This window comes from Segatella copri (assembly GCF_024330485.1).
In the GTDB taxonomy this organism is placed as follows: Bacteria; Bacteroidota; Bacteroidia; order Bacteroidales; family Bacteroidaceae; genus Prevotella; species Prevotella copri_L.
In genome coordinates, this window is sequence record NZ_JANDWX010000005.1 from 108,708 (window position 1) to 129,804 (window position 21,097).

General features: G+C 46.9%; 17 protein-coding genes. 4 read left to right on the forward strand and 13 right to left on the reverse strand.

The features are described from left to right. The first annotated feature begins 125 nt into the window (after window positions 1–125). Window positions 126–851 (forward strand): DNA repair protein RecO, encoded by a 726-nt coding sequence (gene recO / locus NNC77_RS04985; protein ID WP_234564107.1) that lies wholly within the window; start codon window positions 126–128, stop codon window positions 849–851. A 63-nt stretch (window positions 852–914) separates the two neighbouring features. Here recO and ftsZ read toward each other — a convergent pair whose 3' ends face one another. From ftsZ to rsmH, 12 genes are all read right to left on the reverse strand, one after another. Further along, a complete protein-coding gene (gene ftsZ, locus NNC77_RS04990) occupies window positions 915–2,249 on the reverse strand; it encodes a cell division protein FtsZ (protein WP_153072552.1) in 1,335 nt (444 codons plus the stop codon). 89 nt (window positions 2,250–2,338) lie between these two features. After that, window positions 2,339–3,784: a cell division protein FtsA gene (gene ftsA / locus NNC77_RS04995; protein ID WP_022121277.1), complete on the reverse strand. Its 1,446-nt coding sequence runs from the start codon at window positions 3,782–3,784 to the stop codon at window positions 2,339–2,341. Between the two features lie 39 nt (window positions 3,785–3,823). Beyond that, window positions 3,824–4,618 (reverse strand): cell division protein FtsQ, encoded by a 795-nt coding sequence (locus tag NNC77_RS05000; protein ID WP_254970202.1) that lies wholly within the window; start codon window positions 4,616–4,618, stop codon window positions 3,824–3,826. Further along, window positions 4,619–5,995: a UDP-N-acetylmuramate--L-alanine ligase gene (gene murC, locus NNC77_RS05005; protein ID WP_006847639.1), complete on the reverse strand. Its 1,377-nt coding sequence runs from the start codon at window positions 5,993–5,995 to the stop codon at window positions 4,619–4,621. Further along, window positions 5,995–7,101 (reverse strand): undecaprenyldiphospho-muramoylpentapeptide beta-N-acetylglucosaminyltransferase, encoded by a 1,107-nt coding sequence (gene murG, locus NNC77_RS05010; RefSeq protein ID WP_022121279.1) that lies wholly within the window; start codon window positions 7,099–7,101, stop codon window positions 5,995–5,997. The genes murC and murG overlap by 1 nt, the downstream gene beginning before the upstream one ends. A gap of 91 nt (window positions 7,102–7,192) precedes the next feature. Then, window positions 7,193–8,470, reverse strand: a complete 1,278-nt coding sequence (locus NNC77_RS05015) for an FtsW/RodA/SpoVE family cell cycle protein (protein WP_006847637.1) — start codon at window positions 8,468–8,470, stop codon at window positions 7,193–7,195. A 38-nt stretch (window positions 8,471–8,508) separates the two neighbouring features. Further along, window positions 8,509–9,846 carry a UDP-N-acetylmuramoyl-L-alanine--D-glutamate ligase gene (gene murD / locus NNC77_RS05020; protein ID WP_254970203.1) on the reverse strand — a complete coding sequence of 446 codons (1,338 nt, stop codon included), beginning with the start codon at window positions 9,844–9,846 and terminating at the stop codon, window positions 8,509–8,511. A gap of 43 nt (window positions 9,847–9,889) precedes the next feature. Beyond that, window positions 9,890–11,158, reverse strand: coding sequence for a phospho-N-acetylmuramoyl-pentapeptide-transferase (mraY, locus tag NNC77_RS05025; RefSeq protein ID WP_117692957.1), 1,269 nt, complete (start codon window positions 11,156–11,158; stop codon window positions 9,890–9,892). 24 nt (window positions 11,159–11,182) lie between these two features. Next, the gene (locus NNC77_RS05030) at window positions 11,183–12,646 is read right to left on the reverse strand and encodes a UDP-N-acetylmuramoyl-L-alanyl-D-glutamate--2,6-diaminopimelate ligase (protein WP_254970204.1); all 1,464 of its coding nucleotides are present in this window, start codon (window positions 12,644–12,646) and stop codon (window positions 11,183–11,185) included. An 82-nt stretch (window positions 12,647–12,728) separates the two neighbouring features. After that, window positions 12,729–14,888 (reverse strand): penicillin-binding protein, encoded by a 2,160-nt coding sequence (locus NNC77_RS05035; protein ID WP_254970205.1) that lies wholly within the window; start codon window positions 14,886–14,888, stop codon window positions 12,729–12,731. Continuing rightward, window positions 14,885–15,391, reverse strand: coding sequence for an FtsL-like putative cell division protein (locus NNC77_RS05040; RefSeq protein ID WP_181993556.1), 507 nt, complete (start codon window positions 15,389–15,391; stop codon window positions 14,885–14,887). The genes NNC77_RS05035 and NNC77_RS05040 overlap by 4 nt, the downstream gene beginning before the upstream one ends. Continuing rightward, window positions 15,388–16,302, reverse strand: coding sequence for a 16S rRNA (cytosine(1402)-N(4))-methyltransferase RsmH (rsmH, locus tag NNC77_RS05045; protein WP_117692963.1), 915 nt, complete (start codon window positions 16,300–16,302; stop codon window positions 15,388–15,390). Before rsmH ends, NNC77_RS05040 begins: the two co-directional genes overlap by 4 nt. A gap of 356 nt (window positions 16,303–16,658) precedes the next feature. On the opposite strand from rsmH, the gene NNC77_RS05050 reads away from it, so the two are divergent. From NNC77_RS05050 to fic, 3 genes are all read left to right on the forward strand, one after another. After that, window positions 16,659–17,486, forward strand: a complete 828-nt coding sequence (locus NNC77_RS05050) for a glycerol acyltransferase (RefSeq protein WP_117728192.1) — start codon at window positions 16,659–16,661, stop codon at window positions 17,484–17,486. Window positions 17,487–17,558: 72 nt separating this feature from the next. Next, window positions 17,559–18,554: a GNAT family N-acetyltransferase gene (locus NNC77_RS05055; protein ID WP_200756791.1), complete on the forward strand. Its 996-nt coding sequence runs from the start codon at window positions 17,559–17,561 to the stop codon at window positions 18,552–18,554. Window positions 18,555–18,792: 238 nt separating this feature from the next. Then, a complete protein-coding gene (gene fic / locus NNC77_RS05060) occupies window positions 18,793–19,674 on the forward strand; it encodes a protein adenylyltransferase Fic (RefSeq protein WP_117692967.1) in 882 nt (293 codons plus the stop codon). Between the two features lie 84 nt (window positions 19,675–19,758). Here the strand turns inward: fic and NNC77_RS05065 are convergent, their stop codons facing one another. Further along, the gene (locus NNC77_RS05065) at window positions 19,759–21,096 is read right to left on the reverse strand and encodes a deoxyguanosinetriphosphate triphosphohydrolase (protein ID WP_200756793.1); all 1,338 of its coding nucleotides are present in this window, start codon (window positions 21,094–21,096) and stop codon (window positions 19,759–19,761) included. Window position 21,097 lies beyond the last annotated feature (1 nt).

The window sequence follows — 21,097 nt, forward strand, 5'->3', positions numbered from 1 at the left end:
CATTGCTTATTTGCGGGTGCAAAGTTACTACTTTTATTTGAATCTAGCAAATTTTTCATAGAAAATTTTCGCTAAATGCGCATTTTTTTGTATTTTTGCCCTGTTTTTCACTAATATTAGGCAAAATGGAGATAAAAACTAGTGCTATCGTATTGCAAACCATCAAGTATGGGGACTCTCAACTTATCGTGGATTTCTTCACCGAAAAGTTGGGAAGACTCTCCTTTATGGTACGTGTGCCTAAGTCATCTAAGGGGAAGATGAAACGGCAGCTTTTCCAACCGCTCATGGTCTTGAATTTAGAATTTGATTATCGTCCCAAGTCAAATCTGCAGCGCCTTAGGGATGTTTCGATTCAGATTCCATTCTCTGATATCCCTTTTTCTCCATACAAACTTGGCATTTCCATGTTCTTGGCAGAACTGCTTTCATATGCTACCCGTCATGAGCAGGCTAATGGTGCGCTCTATCTTTTCATACAGGACAGTATCGAATGGTTAGACCATGCTAAAGGTGTTATTGCCAATTTCCATATAGTCTTTATGATTCAGCTCTCTTTTCATTTGGGTTTTATGCCCAATATTGAGAGCGGTATGTCTGGCGATTATTTTGATTTGGTAGATGGATGTTTTGCAGCTCATGTTCCTTCGCATGTACATTACTTAAATAAGGAAGATTCTATGCGGCTTGTGTCTTTGTTCCGTTTAGACTATAAAACAATGCACCTCTACACAATGTCCCGTATCGAACGGAACAGGTGTGTAGAGGTGATATTGGAGTATTATAAACTTCATTTGCCAGGTTTCCCGGAAATGAAGAGCTTTGCTGTTCTTCAGGAACTTTTTGCTTAGTCATTTTTGGTTTCCTCGCTTACTTGACGTAAAACTGAAATAAACCTAGCCTATATTCTCTGTTTAGGCAAAACTGATGACGCCCTGTACAGAAGAAGCATCATCGTTATTGTCTTCTTTTGGCTCAGTGTTGCCAGAAGCAATATTGCGGATCTCTTCCAAAGTCTGTCGGGTACGCTTATAGGTAGGCGTGTTTTCTACCTGAAGGATGACATCCTCGTTATCCAAATCTTCCTGGCGGAACAGGAATATGTGTGGATGACGCTTATACTGTGTCGTATTGCCATCGCTGCCATAATAGCGCTTGCGGCGGTCTTCTCTTTCAGCACGTTTCTCCTCTTCTTCAGCGAGACGGCGAGATTCTTCCTCAGTATGTTTCTTGAGGTGGCGGTTCATTCCCTCTACATCCTCGAGTCCGAAACCTGTTGCGAGAACGGTTACCTTTACGCGGCTTCCCAATTCAGGGTCAATAGCAAGACCCCATTTCAGCTCGAAGTCGTCACCGAATTTCTCCATAAAGTCGTTGACATCATTCATCTCGTCCATGGTCAAGCCAGGATTATCTTTCTTCTCGCTTGCAAATGCGATGCTGAGCAGAATCTTCTTAGAGTTGAATACGTCATTATCGTTAAGGAGTGGTGAGTTCAAGGCATCTTCTATCGCTTTCTTTACTCTTCCTTCTCCCTCACCGTAACCTGTACTCATGATAGCCACACCGCCATCTTTCAGTACGGTCTTCACATCATTGAAGTCGAGGTTGATGAGACCATGTACGGTAATGATTTCAGCGATACTCTTGGCAGCTACACTCAAGGTGTCGTCAGCTTTGCCGAAGGCATCGAGAACGGCAAGGTCTGGATAAATCTGGCGAAGACGTTCATTGTTGATTACCAGTAAGGCATCTACATGCTTCGACATTTCCTCTACACCATCCAATGCCTGGTCAATCTTCTTAGGACCTTCAAAACGGAATGGGATGGTTACGATACCAACGGTAAGAATACCTAACTCCTTACTTACTCTGGCGATGACAGGTGCTGCACCTGTACCGGTACCGCCACCCATACCCGCTGTGATGAATGCCATTTTTGTTCCATCGTTGAGCATGTTCTTGATATCTTCAAGAGTCTCTTCGGCAGCCTGGCGTGCCTTGGCAGGTTTGTTTCCTGCACCCAGACCTTCCTTACCTAGCTGCAGGTGTACAGGCACAGGTGAGTCGTTAAGTGCCTGGTTGTCTGTGTTGCAGAGTACGAATGTTACATCGTGTATACCTTCGCGGTACATGTGGTTGACGGCATTTCCACCGCCACCACCAACACCAATCACCTTGATGATGCTATTTTCTTTTTCAGGTTCCCCAAAGTCAAGAATATGAGGAGCGTTTCCATTATCTAGCATAGTCGTATAATCTTTATAGGGTTTATCTATCTGATTTTTTATTTAACCTGTTGTGAAATCTGTTTTCTGATAGCCTGGTCTTTGGCATCTTATTCTTCTTCAGAAATGGTATCTTTCACAAACTTCTTGAAACCTCTCATCATTTTATGGATGAGACTGTTTTCTTTGCGTCTCTTTTCTTCTTCTTCGGCTTCTTTTTCTGCCAGAAGTCTTGCCTCAGCTTCTTCCAGTTCTTTTTGCTTGCGGGCAGCCTCGTCAGCAGCCGCTTTTTCTGCCGCAGTAAGAACAACGCCCTTGCCGGCAGTCTCGTTAGGGTTTCTTGGAGCCTTGTGCTGCTCGGCTGCTACTGGCTTTTCTGCAGAATTGCTGAAGAGATCAGTGCCGATTTCGTCACCTGCACAGTTCATGTCTCCCTTTGCCAGGAGTCCCAATACGGTGTTCATTGTACCATCGTGATTGGTAATCTTAGGATCCTTTGAGTTGACTGTTTGAGAAACAAACTTGGCAATGCGTACTTTGTCGATGTGGGTATGTGTCTTGAAAACCTTATCGATTTCAGGCATGTTGCTGCCGCCACCTGTAAGGATGATACCACCCAACAGCTTATCTGAGAATTCCACAGGAATCTGGAACCATGCGTTTTCTACGATTTCCTCTACGCGTGCTTCTACGATTTCGATGAACTTCTTGCTTTCAACCACTCTATCCTTGTCGATTGGGTAGTTCAGGGTTGGGTCGATATTGTTGATATCGGTATAAGCCTTGGCATACTTGAGTTTCATCTTTTCAGCATCAGGCTCTTCAATCTGAAGACAAGTTAAGTCTTTGGTCACGTTGCCGCCGCCCAATGGGATGACAGAGAGATGACGAAGTATACCTTTATAATATACAGAAACGGTTGTCGTATCGGCACCCAAGTCAACAAGCATACAGCCTGCACGCTTTTCTGAGTCTGTCAAAACGCTGTCAGCCATAGCTAAAGGAGCCAGGTACATTTCTGCAATAGGAATGTTGGCATTTTCAAAACAGGTATTGATATTGTTATAGAAGTTCTTGCGCCAAAGTATATTCAGGAAGATACCTTCCAGATGGTTACACTGTATTCCTACAGGGTCTATCTGGTATTGGTTGTCTATCTTGTATTCCTGAGTTGCAGCATCCAGGATTTCCTGGTCCGGATAGGTCATGTTGCGGTTGATATCCATCAGTTCATTGATCATCTCTTGTGAGATGATGGTGTTACCTGGGAGATCCTTGACAATGACGTTCTTGATACTGCGTATAGAGCGACCGCCCACGCCTACATAGACCTGGGTAATATCCTGTTTCAGTATATTCTTCAACTTCTTGATGATGTTGGTCAAGCATTGGCAGGTTTTGTCAATGTTATAGATCACACCCTTTCTGATGCAAGAAGATGAATCTTCCTCTACGGTGGCAAGTACGGTGATGCTGCCGTCCAAATTCTTCTGACCTGCTATACCTGTCATCTTAGATGAGCCAAGTTCGATAGCTACAATAAATTCCTTTGGCATAGTTCTTATATGTTATCTTAATCTGTTTCTATTTTCTAATTAGCTATTTTGATGCTTTTTACATATGATCTGGTTGTCGAATTCGATATTGATATACGAATACTTGTTCCAGCCAGCTTGTGAGAGTCCATACTTATAGAATTTCTCTAATCGATTCATCTTCTTGTTGACGAAATCGTTGATGGCTTGCTCTCGTTTGTCGATGAGGTTGGTCTCTGGCAGGTTACCTATATATATAATGTGGTTGCCTACTCGCGGTACCAGTTCTATTCCTCTATCAGGCAGGACATTGATCTGTTCTATCTGGTTTCGCCAGAGTTCATTCGTCATCAGCGCTTTGCTTAGTAATGAGATGTATTTTTTAGCATACCACTTGTTGATGTAGCCCGTTGCGATGATAATGTCGCATGTATAGTTTGTGTTGGGCATGATCTGATTGTGGTCATCAATATAATAGTCCTCGTTGCTGATGCTTTTGATTCTGACGATTGGCATGCGTTGGGTGAGGTAGATGTCAACAAGACCATCCTGAGTCTTTGAACATTCTGCCGTCTTGACGAAAGGACTGGTCTTCAAGGTTTCTTCTATCATGCGGGCGTTCACCTCTTTGAGTGGTTCCCCCAGCGGATAGAGTTTCCTGGCTTCCAGTCGTTTCTTGATTTCCTTCGCATTCAGAAAGCCATTCGTCATCTCATCTTGAATGTTGATGTTCACCTTGGTGCATACCACCTTCGTTTCATCAGGTTTGTTAAACCTGGTGAAAGCGAATACCAGATAAGTACCGAGTACTAAATCCAGTGCGATGATGATGGTTTTCTTCCAATTGATATGCATTTATTTCTCTTCAAGTATTTTGGTAATTTGTGGAACATAGTTGTCCAAATCGCCAGCTCCTAAGATAACTAGAACATCGAAGTCTCGATTCTTTACCAGGTCAAGAACGTCTTCTTTGTGAATCATGCTCTTTTCTACACCTGGTTTCAGATTGTCATAGATAAGCTTGGAGGTTACTCCTGGAATAGGCTGCTCGCGAGCTGGATAGATGTCGCAGAGGATAACCTCGTCCAAGAGACTCAAACTGTTGGCGAAATCTTTATAGAAATCGCGGGTTCTAGTATACAAGTGAGGCTGGAAGATGGCTGTTATCTTACGGTCCTTGTATAACTCTCTGATACTCTTAGCACTCTGATATATCTCCTTTGGATGATGAGCATAATCAGACAGGAATACCAGTTTGTTATTCTTGATCTTAAAGTCGAAACGGCGGTCAACTCCTCCGTAGGTCTTCATGCCGTTACGGAGTTCATCGGCTGTGCAACCATTCAACTGTGCCATTGCCATTGCTGCCACACCATTTGTGATGTTGATAGGCACAGGCTGTCCGAGTTCTACGCCCGTTACGTTCTCGATAGGAGAGATGAAATCAAAGGTGATACCTCCATTCTCAATCTTGATGTTCTCAGCGTGGAAGTCGCCCTCGTCCTGGCTGTATTCGTATATCTTGACACCGTCTTGTACGTGTTGCTTCATCTCCAGACCTTTGTGGATGATGAGTGCACCGCCAGGTTGGATCAGTTCTGTATAGTGACGGAAACTCTCCAGATAAGCCTCCTTGGTGCCGTAGATGTCGAGATGGTCTGGGTCTGTAGCCGTGATGACGCTCATCCATGGGCGCAACCAGTGGAAACTGCGGTCAAACTCATCTGCTTCAATGACAACATAGTCGCTCTTGTCGGAGAGGATATAGTTGGTGCCATAGTTCTTTGAGATACCTCCCAGGAAGGCATTACAGTCAATATGGCTTTGGTGCATGATGTGAGCACACATGGTAGATGTTGATGTCTTTCCGTGTGTACCCGCTACGCACAGTCCCTTATGTGTACGGGTTAATGTACCCAGAACCTGAGCTCGCTTCTCGATGGTGAAGCCATTCTCATGGAAGAAAACCAGTTCCTTGTGTTCTGCAGGAATTGCCGGTGTGTAGACTACCAATGTTGTCTTGGCGTCCTTGCAGGCTTCTGGTATGAGGTCAACATTCTCCTCATAGTGGATAAGCATTCCCTCTTTCTCCAACTCATGAGTTAGATTGGATGGAGTCTTGTCATATCCGGCTACAACCAACTTCTTGCTGAGGAAGTATCTAGCGATGGCGCTCATTCCGATGCCGCCCGCTCCTACAAAATAAACTGCTTTAATATCTTTTATTTCCATTACTTTGTTGCTAATTTGATTACTTCGTCGGCGATGACGTCGGCAGAGTTCTTTAATCCTAATTTCTTGATATTCTCACAGAGCGAAGCAAGCTTAGCCTCGTCTTTTACCGTGTCAACTGCTTTCTTGAGCAATACCTCTGGTGCATCGGCATCCTTTACGTAGATGGCAGCATCTTTGTTGACTAATGCCATGGCGTTCTTGGTCTGGTGGTCTTCTGCCACATTAGGGCTTGGAACCAGGATAACCGGTTTGCCGATGAGGCAGAACTCGCTGATACTGCTGGCACCTGCGCGGCTGATAACCAGGTCGGCTGCCTTGTAAGCTGCACCCATGTCGCTGATGAAATCAGTAACCTTGAGCATTGGTAGCTCCTGACCTTTCAGTTGCTCCATGATGGCAGCATTATAGTATTTACCTGTTTGCCAGATAAACTGTACGCCGCTTTCTTTCACCAGGTCGAGGTGCTGGAGCACACTCTCGTTGATGGTTCTTGCGCCAAGGCTGCCACCTACGAGCAAGATGGTCTTCTTTTCAGGGTCGAGACCGAATTGCTTGCGTGCTTCTTCCTGGGTGATGGTAGTTTCCAATACATTCTGGCGAACAGGATTACCGGTCATGATAATCTTGTCTGCAGGGAAGAAACGCTCCATTCCTTCGTAAGCCACACAGATTTTTTCAGCTTTCTTGGCCAAGAGCTTATTGGTTACACCAGCGTATGAATTCTGCTCCTGGATGAGACAAGGTATTCCTTTGCTGGCACAAACATTGAGAGTCGGACCGCTAGCATAGCCACCTACGCCCACAGCTGCCATAGGCTTGAAGTTTTTGATGATGCTCTTTGCCATGTGCTGGCTCTTCCATATCTTGAAGAGTACGGCGATGTTCTTGAGCAGATGCTTTCTGTCGAAGCCGCAGATAGGCAAGCCCTTGATCTCATAACCTGCAGCAGGTACACGCTGCATTTCCATTCTGCCGAGTGCACCTACAAACAAAATCTTAGCATCAGGGCGCTTCGCCTTGATGGCATTTGCAATGGATACGGCAGGGAAGATGTGACCACCTGTGCCGCCTCCGCTTATGATAATTCTTAATTCATTATTCATATCCGTTCATGTTTATAACGCAAAGGTATAAAAAAATATCGATTTAACGGCATTTTCTGCCATTTTTTCACCTTAATTTATAAAACTCTTGTCAGGCAGCCACCATTTTGCTGTCGTCGAGCTCATTTTGAGGTATCTCTTTCTTCTTGGCTGTTCTACTGATACTCAGGATGATGCCCAGGTACAGACAGTTGATGATGGTAGATGTACCACCTCTACTGATGAGTGGCAGTGGCTGTCCTGTAACAGGAGCCAAACCTACTGCTACTGCCATGTTGAAGAGTGCCTGGGTAACCAGCATGATGGCGAGTCCCATGCAGAGAAAGGCAGGGAAATTGTTCTCACACCTGTTAGCTATTCTGCCAGCTCTGAACAGGAGGATGATGTAGAGGAATGCAACCAGTGCGGCTCCCCATATACCCATCTCTTCGATGATGATGGCATAGATGAAGTCTGAGAACGCCTGTGAGAGGAAGTCTCTTTCTACCGAGTTTCCAGGCCCTTTGCCTACGATGTTGGAAGAGGCGATGGCGATGTTGGCATGTGCCACTTGGGCATCTTTGTCGAGATCGACATCCTGTGGGGCTACAGGCTTTGAGTTCATAAACTTGTCAATACGGGCTTTCCAGGTGTCGGCTCTATGGAACATCTTTTCTGCCATGTTAGGCTTGTTCTGTTCCTGCTCAACCTTCTCGGTCAGCGTATTTTCCGGTTTATTGCCCTCTTCGCCCTTGTCCTGTCCTACTATCATGATACCTGCAAAGGCTGTGACGATGACAATCATGCACAGTCCCACCAGCTTGCCAATCTGGTTCATCGGCACTCGTCCGATGAGCATCATGGCTAAGATTGTGATACTGAGGAGCATGGCTGTGGATAAGTTTTCCAGTCCGATGAGAATAACAAATGGAGCAGTTGCTACAAGTATGAACTTGAAAGCCTTCCTGTTGGCTCCCTGAGTTGTTTGCATAGCACTAAGAATCTGAGCAACAGCCAGAACTACCGCTCCCTTCGCTATCTCAGAAGGCTGGAACTGTATGCCCATCAGAGAGAACCATCGGGAGGCTCCGTTGGTAGATTGACCGGTAGCCAAGACCAGGACGAGCAACAGTAATGAGATGCCCATCACGACGGGGGTAACAATCTTGAAGTACTTGCATTTCACCTTGAGCATGCAAATCATGGTGAACAGACCGCCTCCCAAGAGCAAGATGTGGCGGATGACAGGTGCCATGTAGTTTCCTGTCTTGTACGACAAGGAGCTGGAGGCAGAATATACCTCCACGATGCTTATCATACAGAGAAAGAAGAAGACCATCCAGATCACCTTGTCTCCCTTGAAAATATTACCAATGCTCTTGTTATTCATTTCTTTATAGTTCTATCTGTTCTATTTGTTGAAAACTGTTATTCTCCGATAGCTCTTGCCAGCGCCTTAAACTGCTCGCCTCTATCTTCCATGTTCTTGAAGAGGTCGAAACTTGCGCAGCATGGGCTGAGGAGTACGGTATCGCCCGGTTTTGCCAATTCCTGGCAGGCTGCCACGCAATCCTTCATGCTGTGAGTGTCGCGTACAGGGATGCCGAGTGAGTCAAAGTTGTCGTGCAACTTCTGGTTGTCGGCTCCGAGATATACGATACCAGCACATTTCTCCTTTACCAGGTCCTTGATCTGGTTATAGTCATTTCCCTTATCCTTACCGCCGATGATGAGGATGGTAGGGGTGGTCATACTCTCCAGCGCATACCAGCAGGCATCTACGTTGGTAGCCTTTGAATCGTTCACATAGTAAACGCCCTGGAACTTGCCCACTTTCTCCAGACGGTGCTCTACACCAGGGAAGTCGCTCAAGCCTTTGTGCAGGGTCTCGTGGTCGATGCCTACGATGTTACATGCCAGACCTGCAGCCAGACTGTTATAGATGTTGTGCTTGCCGCGTAGACTCATGTCTGCCTGTGGCATTTCGAAGTCTGAAGGGAAGTTGAGTTTGTATTTGCCGTCTTCGATAAAGCCAACACAACCCTCCTCCTTGAACTCAGAGAATGGGCAGAGATGTGACTTGAGGTTGTATTTAGCCAGCTCCTTTGTAACGATAGGATCATCGTTCCAGAAGATGAAGCTGTCTTCTTCTGTCTGGTTCTGGGTAATGCGCATCTTGGCATCGGTATAGTTCTGCATCTTAAACTCATAGCGGTCCAGATGGTCTGGAGTGATGTTGAGCAGGATGGCCACATTGGCACGGAACTTATACATATTGTCGAGTTGGAAACTGCTCAGCTCGATGACGTAGTACTTATGAGGAGTTTCAGCCACCTGAAGGGCCAGACTCTTTCCGATGTTGCCTGCCAGACCTACATCATAGCCAGCCGACTTGATGATGTGGTAAATCAGCGAGGTAGTGGTTGTCTTACCGTTACTTCCCGTGATACAGATCATCTTGGCATCAGTATATCTGCCCGCAAATTCTATTTCGCTGATGATAGGTGTACCCTTAGCCATCAGTTTCTGTATCATAGGTGCTTCCTTAGGAATACCCGGACTCTTGATGACTTCATCTGCATCTAAAATCTTTTCTTCTGTATGGTGACCTTCTTCCCATTCGATGTTGTGGTCATCCATCAACTTCTTGTAGTTATCCTTGATCTTTGACATGTCTGAAACAAAGACCTCGAATCCCTCTTTCTTTGCCAGCACGGCTGCACCTGCGCCACTTTCGCCAGCTCCTAAAATTACAATTTTGCTCATTGTCTTATTCTCTATACTTGTCGGGCTGATAAGAGCCTGTATTTTATCTGATCTTCAATGTGATGATGGTCAATGCTGCCAGAATGATGGTTACAATCCAGAAACGGATGGTAATCTTTGATTCATGGAAGCAGTTGCGAGGCTTCTTCCACAGATACTTGCAGTCAGGATCCAGCTGACTGTCCTGTGTGCGGAAGTTGTCGTGGATAGGTGTGCGCTTGAAGATACGCTGCTTCACACCTCTCCGCTTTCCTATCTTGTAATAGTAAACCTGCATCATCACGCTGAGGCTTTCTACGAAGAAAATACCGCAGAGGATAGGCAGCATCAGCTCCTTGTGGATGATGATGGCACCTACTGCGATGATACCGCCGATGGTCAGCGAACCCGTATCGCCCATGAATACCTGGGCAGGGTAGGCGTTGTACCAGAGGAAACCGATGAGGGCTCCGATGAAGGCACAGAAGAATACTACCAGTTCCTCAGAACCAGGAATATACATGATATTGAGGTAGGCGGCAAACTCGATGTGCGACGACACATACGCAAGTATGCCTAGCGCCACACCTATGATGGCGGAGTTTCCGGCACACATTCCGTCCATACCATCGTTGAGGTTGGCACCGTTTGATACGGCTGTTACAACGAAGATGGTCATGATGACGAAGAGAATCCAGCCTGCTGCTACCTTGTACTTACCGCAGAAACTGGTGATGCTGGAATAGTCGAGGTTGTGTCCCTTGACGAATGGGATGGTGGTCTTCAGCGATTTTCTTGCTTCCGTACGATGCTTTACCACCGTTTCCTGTCCCTGTTGCTCGATGGCGAGGTTCTCGTTCATCTTTACATCAGGTGAAGACCAGAGTACCAGTCCCACGATCAGGCCGATGCCAATCTGTCCTATTATCTTATATTTGCCCTTCAATCCCTCCTTGTCGCGCTTGAATATCTTGATGAAGTCGTCCATTCCACCGAGAAAGCCGAGCCATACGGTGGTGATGATCATCAGGATCAGATAGATGTTGCGCAAACGTCCGAGTAACAGTACCGGTACGAGGATAGCCAGGATGATGATGACACCACCCATAGAAGGAACGCCAATCTTCTTGACACCGAACGGGTCGATGCTGGCATCGCGCTGTGTCTCTGTAATTTGCTTGCTCTTGAGATACTTGATGAATTTCTCGCCGAACCAGGCAGAGATTACCAATGATAAAATCAGCGCAAGCAGGGCACGGAATGAGATGTAGCCCCACATGTGAGAACCTGTGATGCCCCACTGCTCCAGAAATCTAAAGAGATAGTATAACATTTTTCTTTCTTTTCTTGATTGATTTTACTTCTGTGAAATTCCGAAGATGTCGCGAATCACCTCCTTATCGTCAAAGTGGTGCTTTACGCCCTTGATTTCCTGGTAATCTTCGTGTCCCTTACCGGCTACAAGAATCACGTCGCCCTTCTTTGCCAGCATGCAGGCTGTGCGGATGGCTTCCTTGCGGTCTACGATGCTGATTACCTTCTTCATCTGCTGGGCATTGAGTCCGGCAAGCATGTCGTTGATGATGTCCTGTGGCTCTTCGAAACGTGGATTGTCGCTGGTGATGATTACCTTATCGCTCTGCTTTACAGCCTCCTGTGCCATCAATGGACGCTTGCCCTTGTCACGGTTGCCACCGGCACCGCAAACGGTGATGACTTCTCCGTCCTTGCCTTCGAGCACTTCGTGGATGGCGTTCAATACGTTCTCCAGTGCATCTGGTGTATGGGCATAGTCAACAATGGCGGTATAACCTTCTGGCGACTGGATTGGTTCCAGTCTTCCGCTTACGCTGTGAAGGGTACTCATCACTACGAGTACATCCTCTGGCTTCTTGCCGAGCATAATGGCTGCACCATATACGGCGAGCAGGTTGCTCACGTTGAACTTACCGATGAACTGTACGCCCACTTCTCTGCCGTCAATCTCCAGATACATGCCGCCGAAGTGACACTCCAGAATCCTGGCTCTGAAGTCTGCCATGCTGCGGGTAGAGTAGGTTTTCACGGTAGCCTTGGTGTTCTGTACCATGATCATGCCGTTCTTGTCGTCGGCATTGGTAATGGCAAAGGCAGTCTTAGGCAGTCCGTCGAAGAAAGCCTTCTTGGCGTTACGGTAGTTCTCGAATGTCTTGTGATAATCGAGATGATCGCGGGTGAGGTTGGTGAACAAGCCTCCGGCAAACTGTAGGCCTCCGATACGCTTCTGTGCGATGGCGTGAGAAGAGCACTCCATGAAGGTATACTCGCAGCCTGCCTCTACCATCTTGCCCAGGAGCATGTTCAGCTCGATAGGGTCTGGGGTGGTATGGTCGGCAGGGATAGCCTCGTCCTCAATGTAGTTGCAGACGGTAGAGAGCAAGCCACACTTATGGCCGAACTTGCGGAACATATTATATAATAAGGTGGCAATGGTGGTCTTACCATTGGTACCTGTTACGCCTACCAGTTTGAGCTTTCTTGAAGGGTCGCCGTAGAAGAGGGTTGCTACCTTGCCGACAGCATCCTCGGTCGAAGCGACCTGAATGTAAGTTACGCCCTCAACTTTCTCTTCAGGCATGTCTTCGCACAAAACCGACTTTGCGCCCAGTTCCAATGCCTTTGGAATAAACTTGTGACCGTCAACCTGCGTTCCCTTCATGGCAACGAAGAGATGACCTTCCTTAATCTTGCGAGAGTCGATGTTTACTCCCGTAACCTCTACATCAGCATCGCCGATTATCTGAACCGGCTTGATGTTTTTGAGTAATTCTTGTAACTTCATATCCTGTTTCTGTTTTATATTCTATATATTTCTTTATCTACACCTTATTATATATAGGGTTTCAGATAACTGTTTCTGAGATTTATTCGAGCACAATGCTGCATACGGCACCTTTCTTGATGACCGTTCCCGGCACCAGACTCTGCTTTACTACCTTTCCTCTACCTATAATCTGGGTCTTGATGCCCCGGCTCTCCATATTGTAGATAGCGTCTCGGGCTCCCATTCCTGTAATGTCAGGTACGATCGTCTTGCCGTATTGCTTCTCCCTGATGAGCTTGATGCTGTGGTTACCCACGCGCTCTGCCTTGCCCCAGATAGGGTTGCCGTCGGCATAGCTGCCACTCCAGTTGGCATTGGTCTTGATGCCGAGGTGGCTGAGCACATAGTTGGCAGCAAGGATATTGCCTGCCTTTACGTCAGGAACGAAGACTGATGCAGAGTCGCGGGCGTCCTTTACGTCAACTTTCAGACTCTGCGCCATGATGCCTTCTGAAATCTCATGGAACACCTTACCGCACATCGTACCGCCCGAAGCAGGCAAACCGGATTTCTGTATGCAGACGATACAGCTGTAGCGTGGCGCATCGGCAGGGAAGTAGCCTGCGAAACTGATGAGATAGCTGGTTCCGCCACTCTTATATCCACCGGCACCTTTTGAAATCTGGGCTGTACCGGTCTTTCCTGCCACTTTGAAGTTAGGCGAACCGGCTTTCTTTCCCAGTCCCAAGCTTACCACCTGTTCCAGGATGGTTTGCAGTTCCTTGATGCTCTTCTCCTTGGCTATCTGCTGGCGCATCACTTCAGGAGGAAATTCCATGATGGTTTCTCCGTTCTTCATTACCTTGCTCACGAATCTTGGTCGCATCATCTTGCCGTTGTTGGCGATGGTGTTGTAGAAGGTGAGGGTAGAGATAGGCGGTATCTGGGTCTCATATCCGATACTCATCCATGGCAAACTGGTCTTTGCCCAGTTGTCATATTGTCCGTTCTTGTTTCTGTGCGGCATGCGGATTCTGGCTGGCGTTGCTCCCACCAGCGGAATCTTCAGGTCGTCGTGCAGACCGGTACGGTAGATACCCTTTACGAATTTCTCCGGGTTGTTGCGGTAATGGTCGTCTATGATGCGGCTCACACCGATGTTCGAACTGTACCACAGGGTCTGTGCGAGGGTCAGCATTCCGTATCCTCCTTTTCGCCAGTTGTGGTCTTTCATTTCTCTGCCGTACATCGGCCATATACCGCCACCGGTTTCTACGTGATAGGTTGTGTCTACCACTCCGTCGTCCAGCGCTACGAGGATAGAGGCTGGCTTGAACACCGAACCTGGCTCCAGAAGGTCGCTCACGGCATGGTTGTGGATTTCTCTGTATTCGCCGTCGAAACATTTCTCCATGTTTACGATGGCCTTAATGTCGCCCGTAGGTACATCCATCACGATGGCTACACCCACATTGGCGTTGATTTCCTTCAGCTCGTCGATGAGTGAGCGTTCGGCAAGGTCTTGCATGCTCACATCGATGGTGGTCACGATATCGGCTCCGTCAATAGGAGGGGTATCGGTAATGTCGAGGAACTTGTTGCGCACCTTGCGGCGATGCACGATACCGTTGGTGCCTCGCAGGATGGAGTCGTAACTCAGCTCCAGACCGAAGCGGGCGGTATCCTTGGCGCCATACATGGCTCCGATGGTACGGCCTGCCAGCGAACCGTAAGTTCTGGTTCGGGCATTATATTCTTCCCAGTGGAAACCGCTCTGGTAGGGTTTCAGGCGGAATACAGGGATGTCCTTTATCTCGGTGAAGGTGTTATAGTCTACACGCTTCGGATAAACCGGCCAGTGGCGGCTCATCTTGGCGCGACCTTCGGTGAGGTGCTTCTTGAAATCAGCCTCGCTCAGGTTCGGGAATATCTGGTGCAGGCAAAGACAGATGGAGTCTTGCTTGGCATCCCACAGCGAGTCGTTTTCTGCATCTTTCAGCGCCTTGAAGTCCATGAAAACCTTAAACTCCGGCAGCGAACTTGCCATCAGCTGTCCTGTGCAGCTCAAGATGTTGCCTCGGTTTGGCTTTACGGTCACGGAATCCTTCTTCTGCCGTTCTGCCACCTTCATCCAGTAATCATGCTTGGCGGTCATGATGTAGAGCGCTTTACCCACTACGGCTATGGCGAAAATCGTCATGATGATGGCGATGGCGCTGTAGCGGGGCATTACTTTCTTGTGATCAAATTTGCTGCTCATTCTTCGGGTACGTTTATGATGTATGGAGGTTGGGTAGCGATGTGCAGCACGCTGTCTTTGTTGTTTTTCAGCATGTCGAGCACATTACTTTCACGACTCTTCTCTGTTATCTGGCTGCTTGTAGACAGCGCTTTGTATTTGGTGTCTTGCAGTTCTTTTTGCAGTTTGTCCAACTCGATGATATCGTTCTGGATATTGTATCGGTTGGATATGTAGATAATGACAAAAAACACGATGAGGATAACGAGCCATATCTGCCGGCGTATGATCTGTGCGGTAAGAATGTCTCCACCCAGAATCTTTCGCAGCGTAAAGCTCGATGATCCTGAAGCCTCTTCCTCTATGGCTTGCTTGGCAATCACTTCCTTGAGCGAAGCCTGTGGAGCCTCCTGCTGCTGTGGCTCCTGCTGCGGAGTTGCCTGCTTCGGCGGTTCCTGTGATGCCTGTGCCTTTTCTTCGGCTATAGGCTTCTCGCTGATGTTTATGTCTTTATCGTTTATCATTTCTTTTCTGCTATTCTTAGTTTGGCGCTTCTGCTCCTAGGGTTTCTTTCCTGCTCGTCGGCATCGGGAACGATTACCTTGTTGTTCACGAGTTTGAAAGGGGTTTCTATTCTTCCGAAGAAGTCCTGCTCTATCTTGCCTTCTGCATTGCCCGCTTTCATCATGTTCTTTACGATTCTGTCTTCCAGCGAGTGATAGGTGATGACGCTGAGTCGGCCTCCCGGTTTCAGAAGTTCCGTGGCTGAGCGGAGCATCTCTTTCAGGGCGTCCATCTCGTGGTTCACTTCTATGCGCAGCGCCTGGAAGAGCTTTGCCATGTCTTTCTTCTCGCGTTCCCGCTTGAAGAGGGGCTCTACGGCTGCCATGAAGTCTTTGGTGGTGAGGATGGGCTTCTCGGCTCTTGCCTTGACGAGTGCCGAGGCGATGCGGCGCGAGTTCTTCAGCTCACCGTATAGGTAGAAGATGTCGGCAAGGGCACCTTCGTCATATTCGTTTACGATGTCGGCAGCAGTCTTGCCCGCACGCTTGTTCATGCGCATGTCGAGTGGGGAGTCGAAACGGAAGGAGAAACCGCGGGTCTCGTCATCGAAGTGGTGGCTCGATACGCCCAGGTCGGCTAACAGTCCGTCGAGTCCGTCTACCCCGTAGTAGCGCATCCAGTTTTTCAGAAATCTGAAGTTGGAGCATACGAAGGTGAAGTTCTCGTTTGCCACCACGTTGCGCTCAGCATCGGCGTCCTGGTCGAAACTGTACAGGTGCGCTCCCTCCGTCAGGCGCGACAGAATCTCTCTGGAATGTCCGCCACCACCGAAGGTTACGTCTACATAGATGCCTCCTGGCTGTATGTTCAACCCGTCAACGCTCTCCTTGAGGAGCACCGGTACGTGATATGTTTCTGCTGTCTTTATCATATATCTTTTTGCTGTCTTATCGCATTATAATATTGCGTGCGTACTTATTAATGTATAAATTTGGGTTCAAAGGTACATAAAAATCTCCATATAGCCTTACATTTTCCCACAAAATTTATAAAACTTAATGAAAAAGTTGTTTTTGGTCAACTTCACCTTCCTGTTTCGGGCATCGCCTTTTTGTTCTCATCAAGTGTGATGTTTTTGCAAAAATACATGCAAAATGGGCTCGATTTGTCGTGATAGTTTTAAAAAACTAATAAATTTTCGCTTTTTTGCTATTTTTTTGGAAAAAATGGCACGTATTTGAAAAAGTTGAGTTACTTTTGCACTAACTTATATAAGTTTTAGCAAACATGAGTGATTCAATAGAGAAAACGATAGACATAGATAAGATTCTGAAGAGCAAGATGGGAAGCAAGGTGAAATTCGTACCGCGCTTCCTGGTTTCCTGGCTCAAGAAGATTATTCACGAGGACGAGGTGAACAGGTTCTTGTGGGAGAGCCGTGGCCTTTCGGGTACTGAATGGCTCACCGAATGTGTGCGCTATCTGAAGATGGATGTTGAAATCGTAGGCTTGGAAAACCTGCCTGACAAGAACGACGGCAAACTCTATACCTTTGTTTCCAATCATCCTCTGGGCGGACAGGACGGCGTATGTCTCGGTTCCATCATCGGCAAGCACTATGATGGCAAGTTCCGCTATCTGGTGAATGATCTTCTGCTCAACTTGCCGGGTTTGAAACCTGTAAGTATCGGCATCAACAAGACGGGTCGCCAGAGCCGCGATTTCCCACGTATGGTGGAGGCGGGCTTCCAGAGTGACAACCACATGCTGATGTTTCCGGCAGGCTTGAACAGCCGCAAGCGCAAGGATGGAACTATTCACGACCTGCCTTGGAAGAAGACGTTTATCTCTAAGAGTGTAGAATATCAGCGCGATGTGGTGCCTATCCATTTCGGAGGGCGCAACTCTGAGCGTTTCTACCGCATCGCCCGATTTAGCGACAAGTATCTGCCGTTCAATCTCGCCATGCTGTTCCTGGTTGACGAGATGTACAGGAATGTGGGCAAGCATTTCCGCATCTCCATCGGCAAACCGATTCCTTGGCAGACTTTTGATAAGAGCAAGTCGGCTACCGAGTGGGCGCAGTATGTTGAAGACAGGGTTTATGAACTTTAATGGTTTGCAAAACCTGGAAGAATTGTTTTATATTAACGAAATCGTAGAATCATAGCATATAAGAAGAGTAATATGGAAGAAGAAATCATCCAACCGATTGACCGTGAGCTCCTGAAGAGCGAGCTTACACCCGACAAACAACTGAGAATGACCAATAAGAGCCATAACGAGATTTACATCGTTACGGCAAAAGATTCGCCTAATGTGCTGAAAGAGATTGGTCGACTTCGTGAAATCGCATTCCGCGAAGCGGGAGGCGGAACGGGCAAATCTATGGATCTTGATGAGTTCGACTTTGGTGACAACTGTTACAAGCAGCTGATTGTCTGGAATCCTGAAGCCGATGAGATTATCGGCGGTTACCGTTATCTCCTGGGTAAGGACTGGCTGCTCGATGAGAAGGGACAGCCTAAGCTGGCAACCAGCCACATGTTCCATTTCTCCGACAAGTTCCTCAAGGAGTATATGCCTTATACCGTAGAGTTGGGCCGTTCCTTCGTTTCGCTCGAATATCAGAATGTGCGTACCAACACCAAGAGCATCTTTGCTCTTGACAATCTCTGGGATGGTTTGGGCGCTTTGACGGTTCTCTATCCGGAAGTAAAATATTTCTTCGGCAAGATGACGATGTATCCGTCTTACATCCGTCGTGGTCGCGACATGATTCTCTATTTCCTCAAGAAGCATTTTGATGACAAGGAGAACCTCGTAATCCCGATGAAACCGCTGAAATTGGATACTCCGGAGAGTGATTTGGCTGCCATCTTTACAGAAGATGACTTCAAGGCAGACTATCGTATCCTGAACCGTGAGGTTCGCAAGTTGGGTTATAATATCCCTCCTCTTGTTAATGCCTACATGAGTCTGAGTCCTACGATGAAGCTTTTCGGTACCGCCATCAACTATGGTTTTGGTGATGTGGAGGAGACCGGTATCCTCATTGCCATCGATGAGATTCTCGAAGAGAAGCGAGTTCGCCATATCAACAGTTTTATTAAGGAACATCCTGAGGCTCTGAAGATTACGAGCGGAGCCAATAAAGTAATTTATAAGGAAAAAAATATCTAACCTATACCGCAGAATCCCATGTTCTTATTGCTTATTGGCAATAGAAACATGGGATTTTTGTTTTCTGTAAAAACTGCTTGCCTCGGTTAAATAGTCTTAATGAATCTCTGAAAAGGCAGCGGAATTTTGGTTTTATGTGTCGAAAAGTGTATCTTTGCGCAGGTTTTATGTGTCAGAAAGTGTAAAGATATATCACCAACATGCCGTTATACGGGGTGTCTTTAAAATGAATTGCAATATGGACAGAAAATTATCAATCAGATTTTATAAAGACAGGGAAGTAAGAGCGGTTTGGGACGGGGAATACAACAAGTGGTGGTTCTCTGTGCTGGATATTATCGGCGTATTGAACGAGCAGGACGATTATAGCAAGAACCGTAATTACTGGAAGTATCTGAAAAATAAACTGAAGAAGGAAAATAATGAACTGGTTAGTGCTACTAACCAGTTGAAATTACAAGCTCCTGACGGCAAACTGCGTTTGACCGATGTCCTCGACAACGAAGGTATTATGTTGCTAGCCAGGAACTTTCCTAACAATAAAGCTGCCGACTTTCTGGATTGGTTTACCTATAGCGATAATACCATTGATGGCCAGAGCCGCAAGAAAGCATACACTCTTTTTGAGAGTGAACTGATTAATTCCATTACTGAAGGTTCTGTCAAAGGTTTGCAGCAGATTCATGCTTTCCTCTTTGGTGGTCTATACGATTTTGCGGGACAGATCCGAACTATGAACATTGCAAAGGGCGGTTTCCAATTTGCCATGGCGCAGTATCTTCCACAAACACTTGCTGGAATCGAACAGATGCCGGAAAGTACGCTGGATGAAATCATCGACAAATACGTAGAAATGAACATTGCTCATCCTTTCCGTGAGGGAAATGGCAGAGCTACGCGCATTTGGCTTGACTTGATATTGAAGCGCAGGCTGAAAAAATGCGTGGATTGGAGCCTTATTGACAAGAACGATTATTTGGCTGCGATGACACAAAGTGTTGTTGATAGTAGTAGCATCAAACAGCTTATTTCCAATGCTTTAACAGATCAAATTGAAGACCGTGAGGTCTTCATGAAGGGCATAGACTATTCTTATTATTATGAGCAGGTGGATGAATAAATAAAAAGAAAAATAACACGGACAAATTCAAATTGTCCGTGTTATTTTTTAGTTTAAGATCTGTTTTATCCCTTACATTTTCCCTTATACAATAGGCAGACTGATTCCGTTGATTTTCTGATAGATGTCGAGCGCATAGATGTCGGTCATGCCGCTGATATAATCAATTACCGCCATGATGCGCTCCTCCAGATTCTCGTTCTCTATATCATACTGGCTACTTACCCGGCGCAGGAGCTGTTTGGAGTAGAAGCGCGATGGGTTTACGGCAGCTTCGATGAAAACCTCCATCAGAGTTGCCATGATTTGATAACCCGACAGTTCTATGTCGAGTACCGGCTTGCTTTGGTAAATCTTTGAGTAGGAGATCTTCTCACATTCCTTGTATGCCTTTTTCTGGCGCTCGGAAATGTGGTCGATGAGACAGCCCTCGAAAGTTCCGGCAAGGATTTCCTCCTCGTGCGCCAGGAAGGCTGCCACACATTCGTTCTCCAGTTTGCCGATGACGCTGGCTCTCATGTAAACCACTTTCTCGTTTTCGTCAGTCAGTTCTTCGTCGATGATGCGCTGGCGTATCTTCTGCTGGATATCTTCATCGAAGAAACTCAGCAGCAAGTGCTCGGTCTCGGCAAAGGAAAGAATCTTGAGCTTATGGGAGTCTTCGATGTCCATGATTTCGTAGCAGATATCGTCGGCAGCTTCTACCATATATACAAGTGGATGGCGGGCGTATTTGAGAGGCTCACCCGGTGCAGATTTGCAAAAAATGCCCAATTCATCGGCAATTTTCCTATAAGATTCCGTTTCTGAAGCAAAGAAACCGAATTTTCCGTGGTTGCCGGCAAGACAGCTTGCAAACGGGTATTTCACGATGGAAGCAAGCATGGAATAGGTCATGACGAAACCACCCTGACGGCGCCCCTTGAATCGGTGGGTCAGGATTCTGAAGGCATTTGCGTTACCTTCGAAATGCGTAATATCATCCCAAAACTCCGATGAAACCATTGATTTTATCTTCTGACCCGGTCCTTCAGAGAAGAAAGTCTGGATGGCTTTCTCGCCGGAATGACCGAAAGGCGGATTGCCCAAATCATGTGCCAGACAGGCTGCACTTACGATGGTACCTATCTCTTCGACGAGCGTATCCTTCAGTTCAGGCCGCTTCTGGATGACACGTCGGGAAATGTCGTTACCTATCGACATGCCCACACTTGCCACCTCCAGACTGTGGGTGAGGCGGTTGTGAACGAAGATGCTGCCCGGCAAAGGGAAAACCTGCGTCTTGTTCTGCAGGCGGCGGAATGCCGATGAAAAGATAAGACGGTCGTAATCGCGCTTGAATTCAGAGCGATCATCATGGCGCTCGGCATGCTTATGCTCCTGTCCGAAACGCTTGTTGGATATCAGTTGTTTCCATTCCATA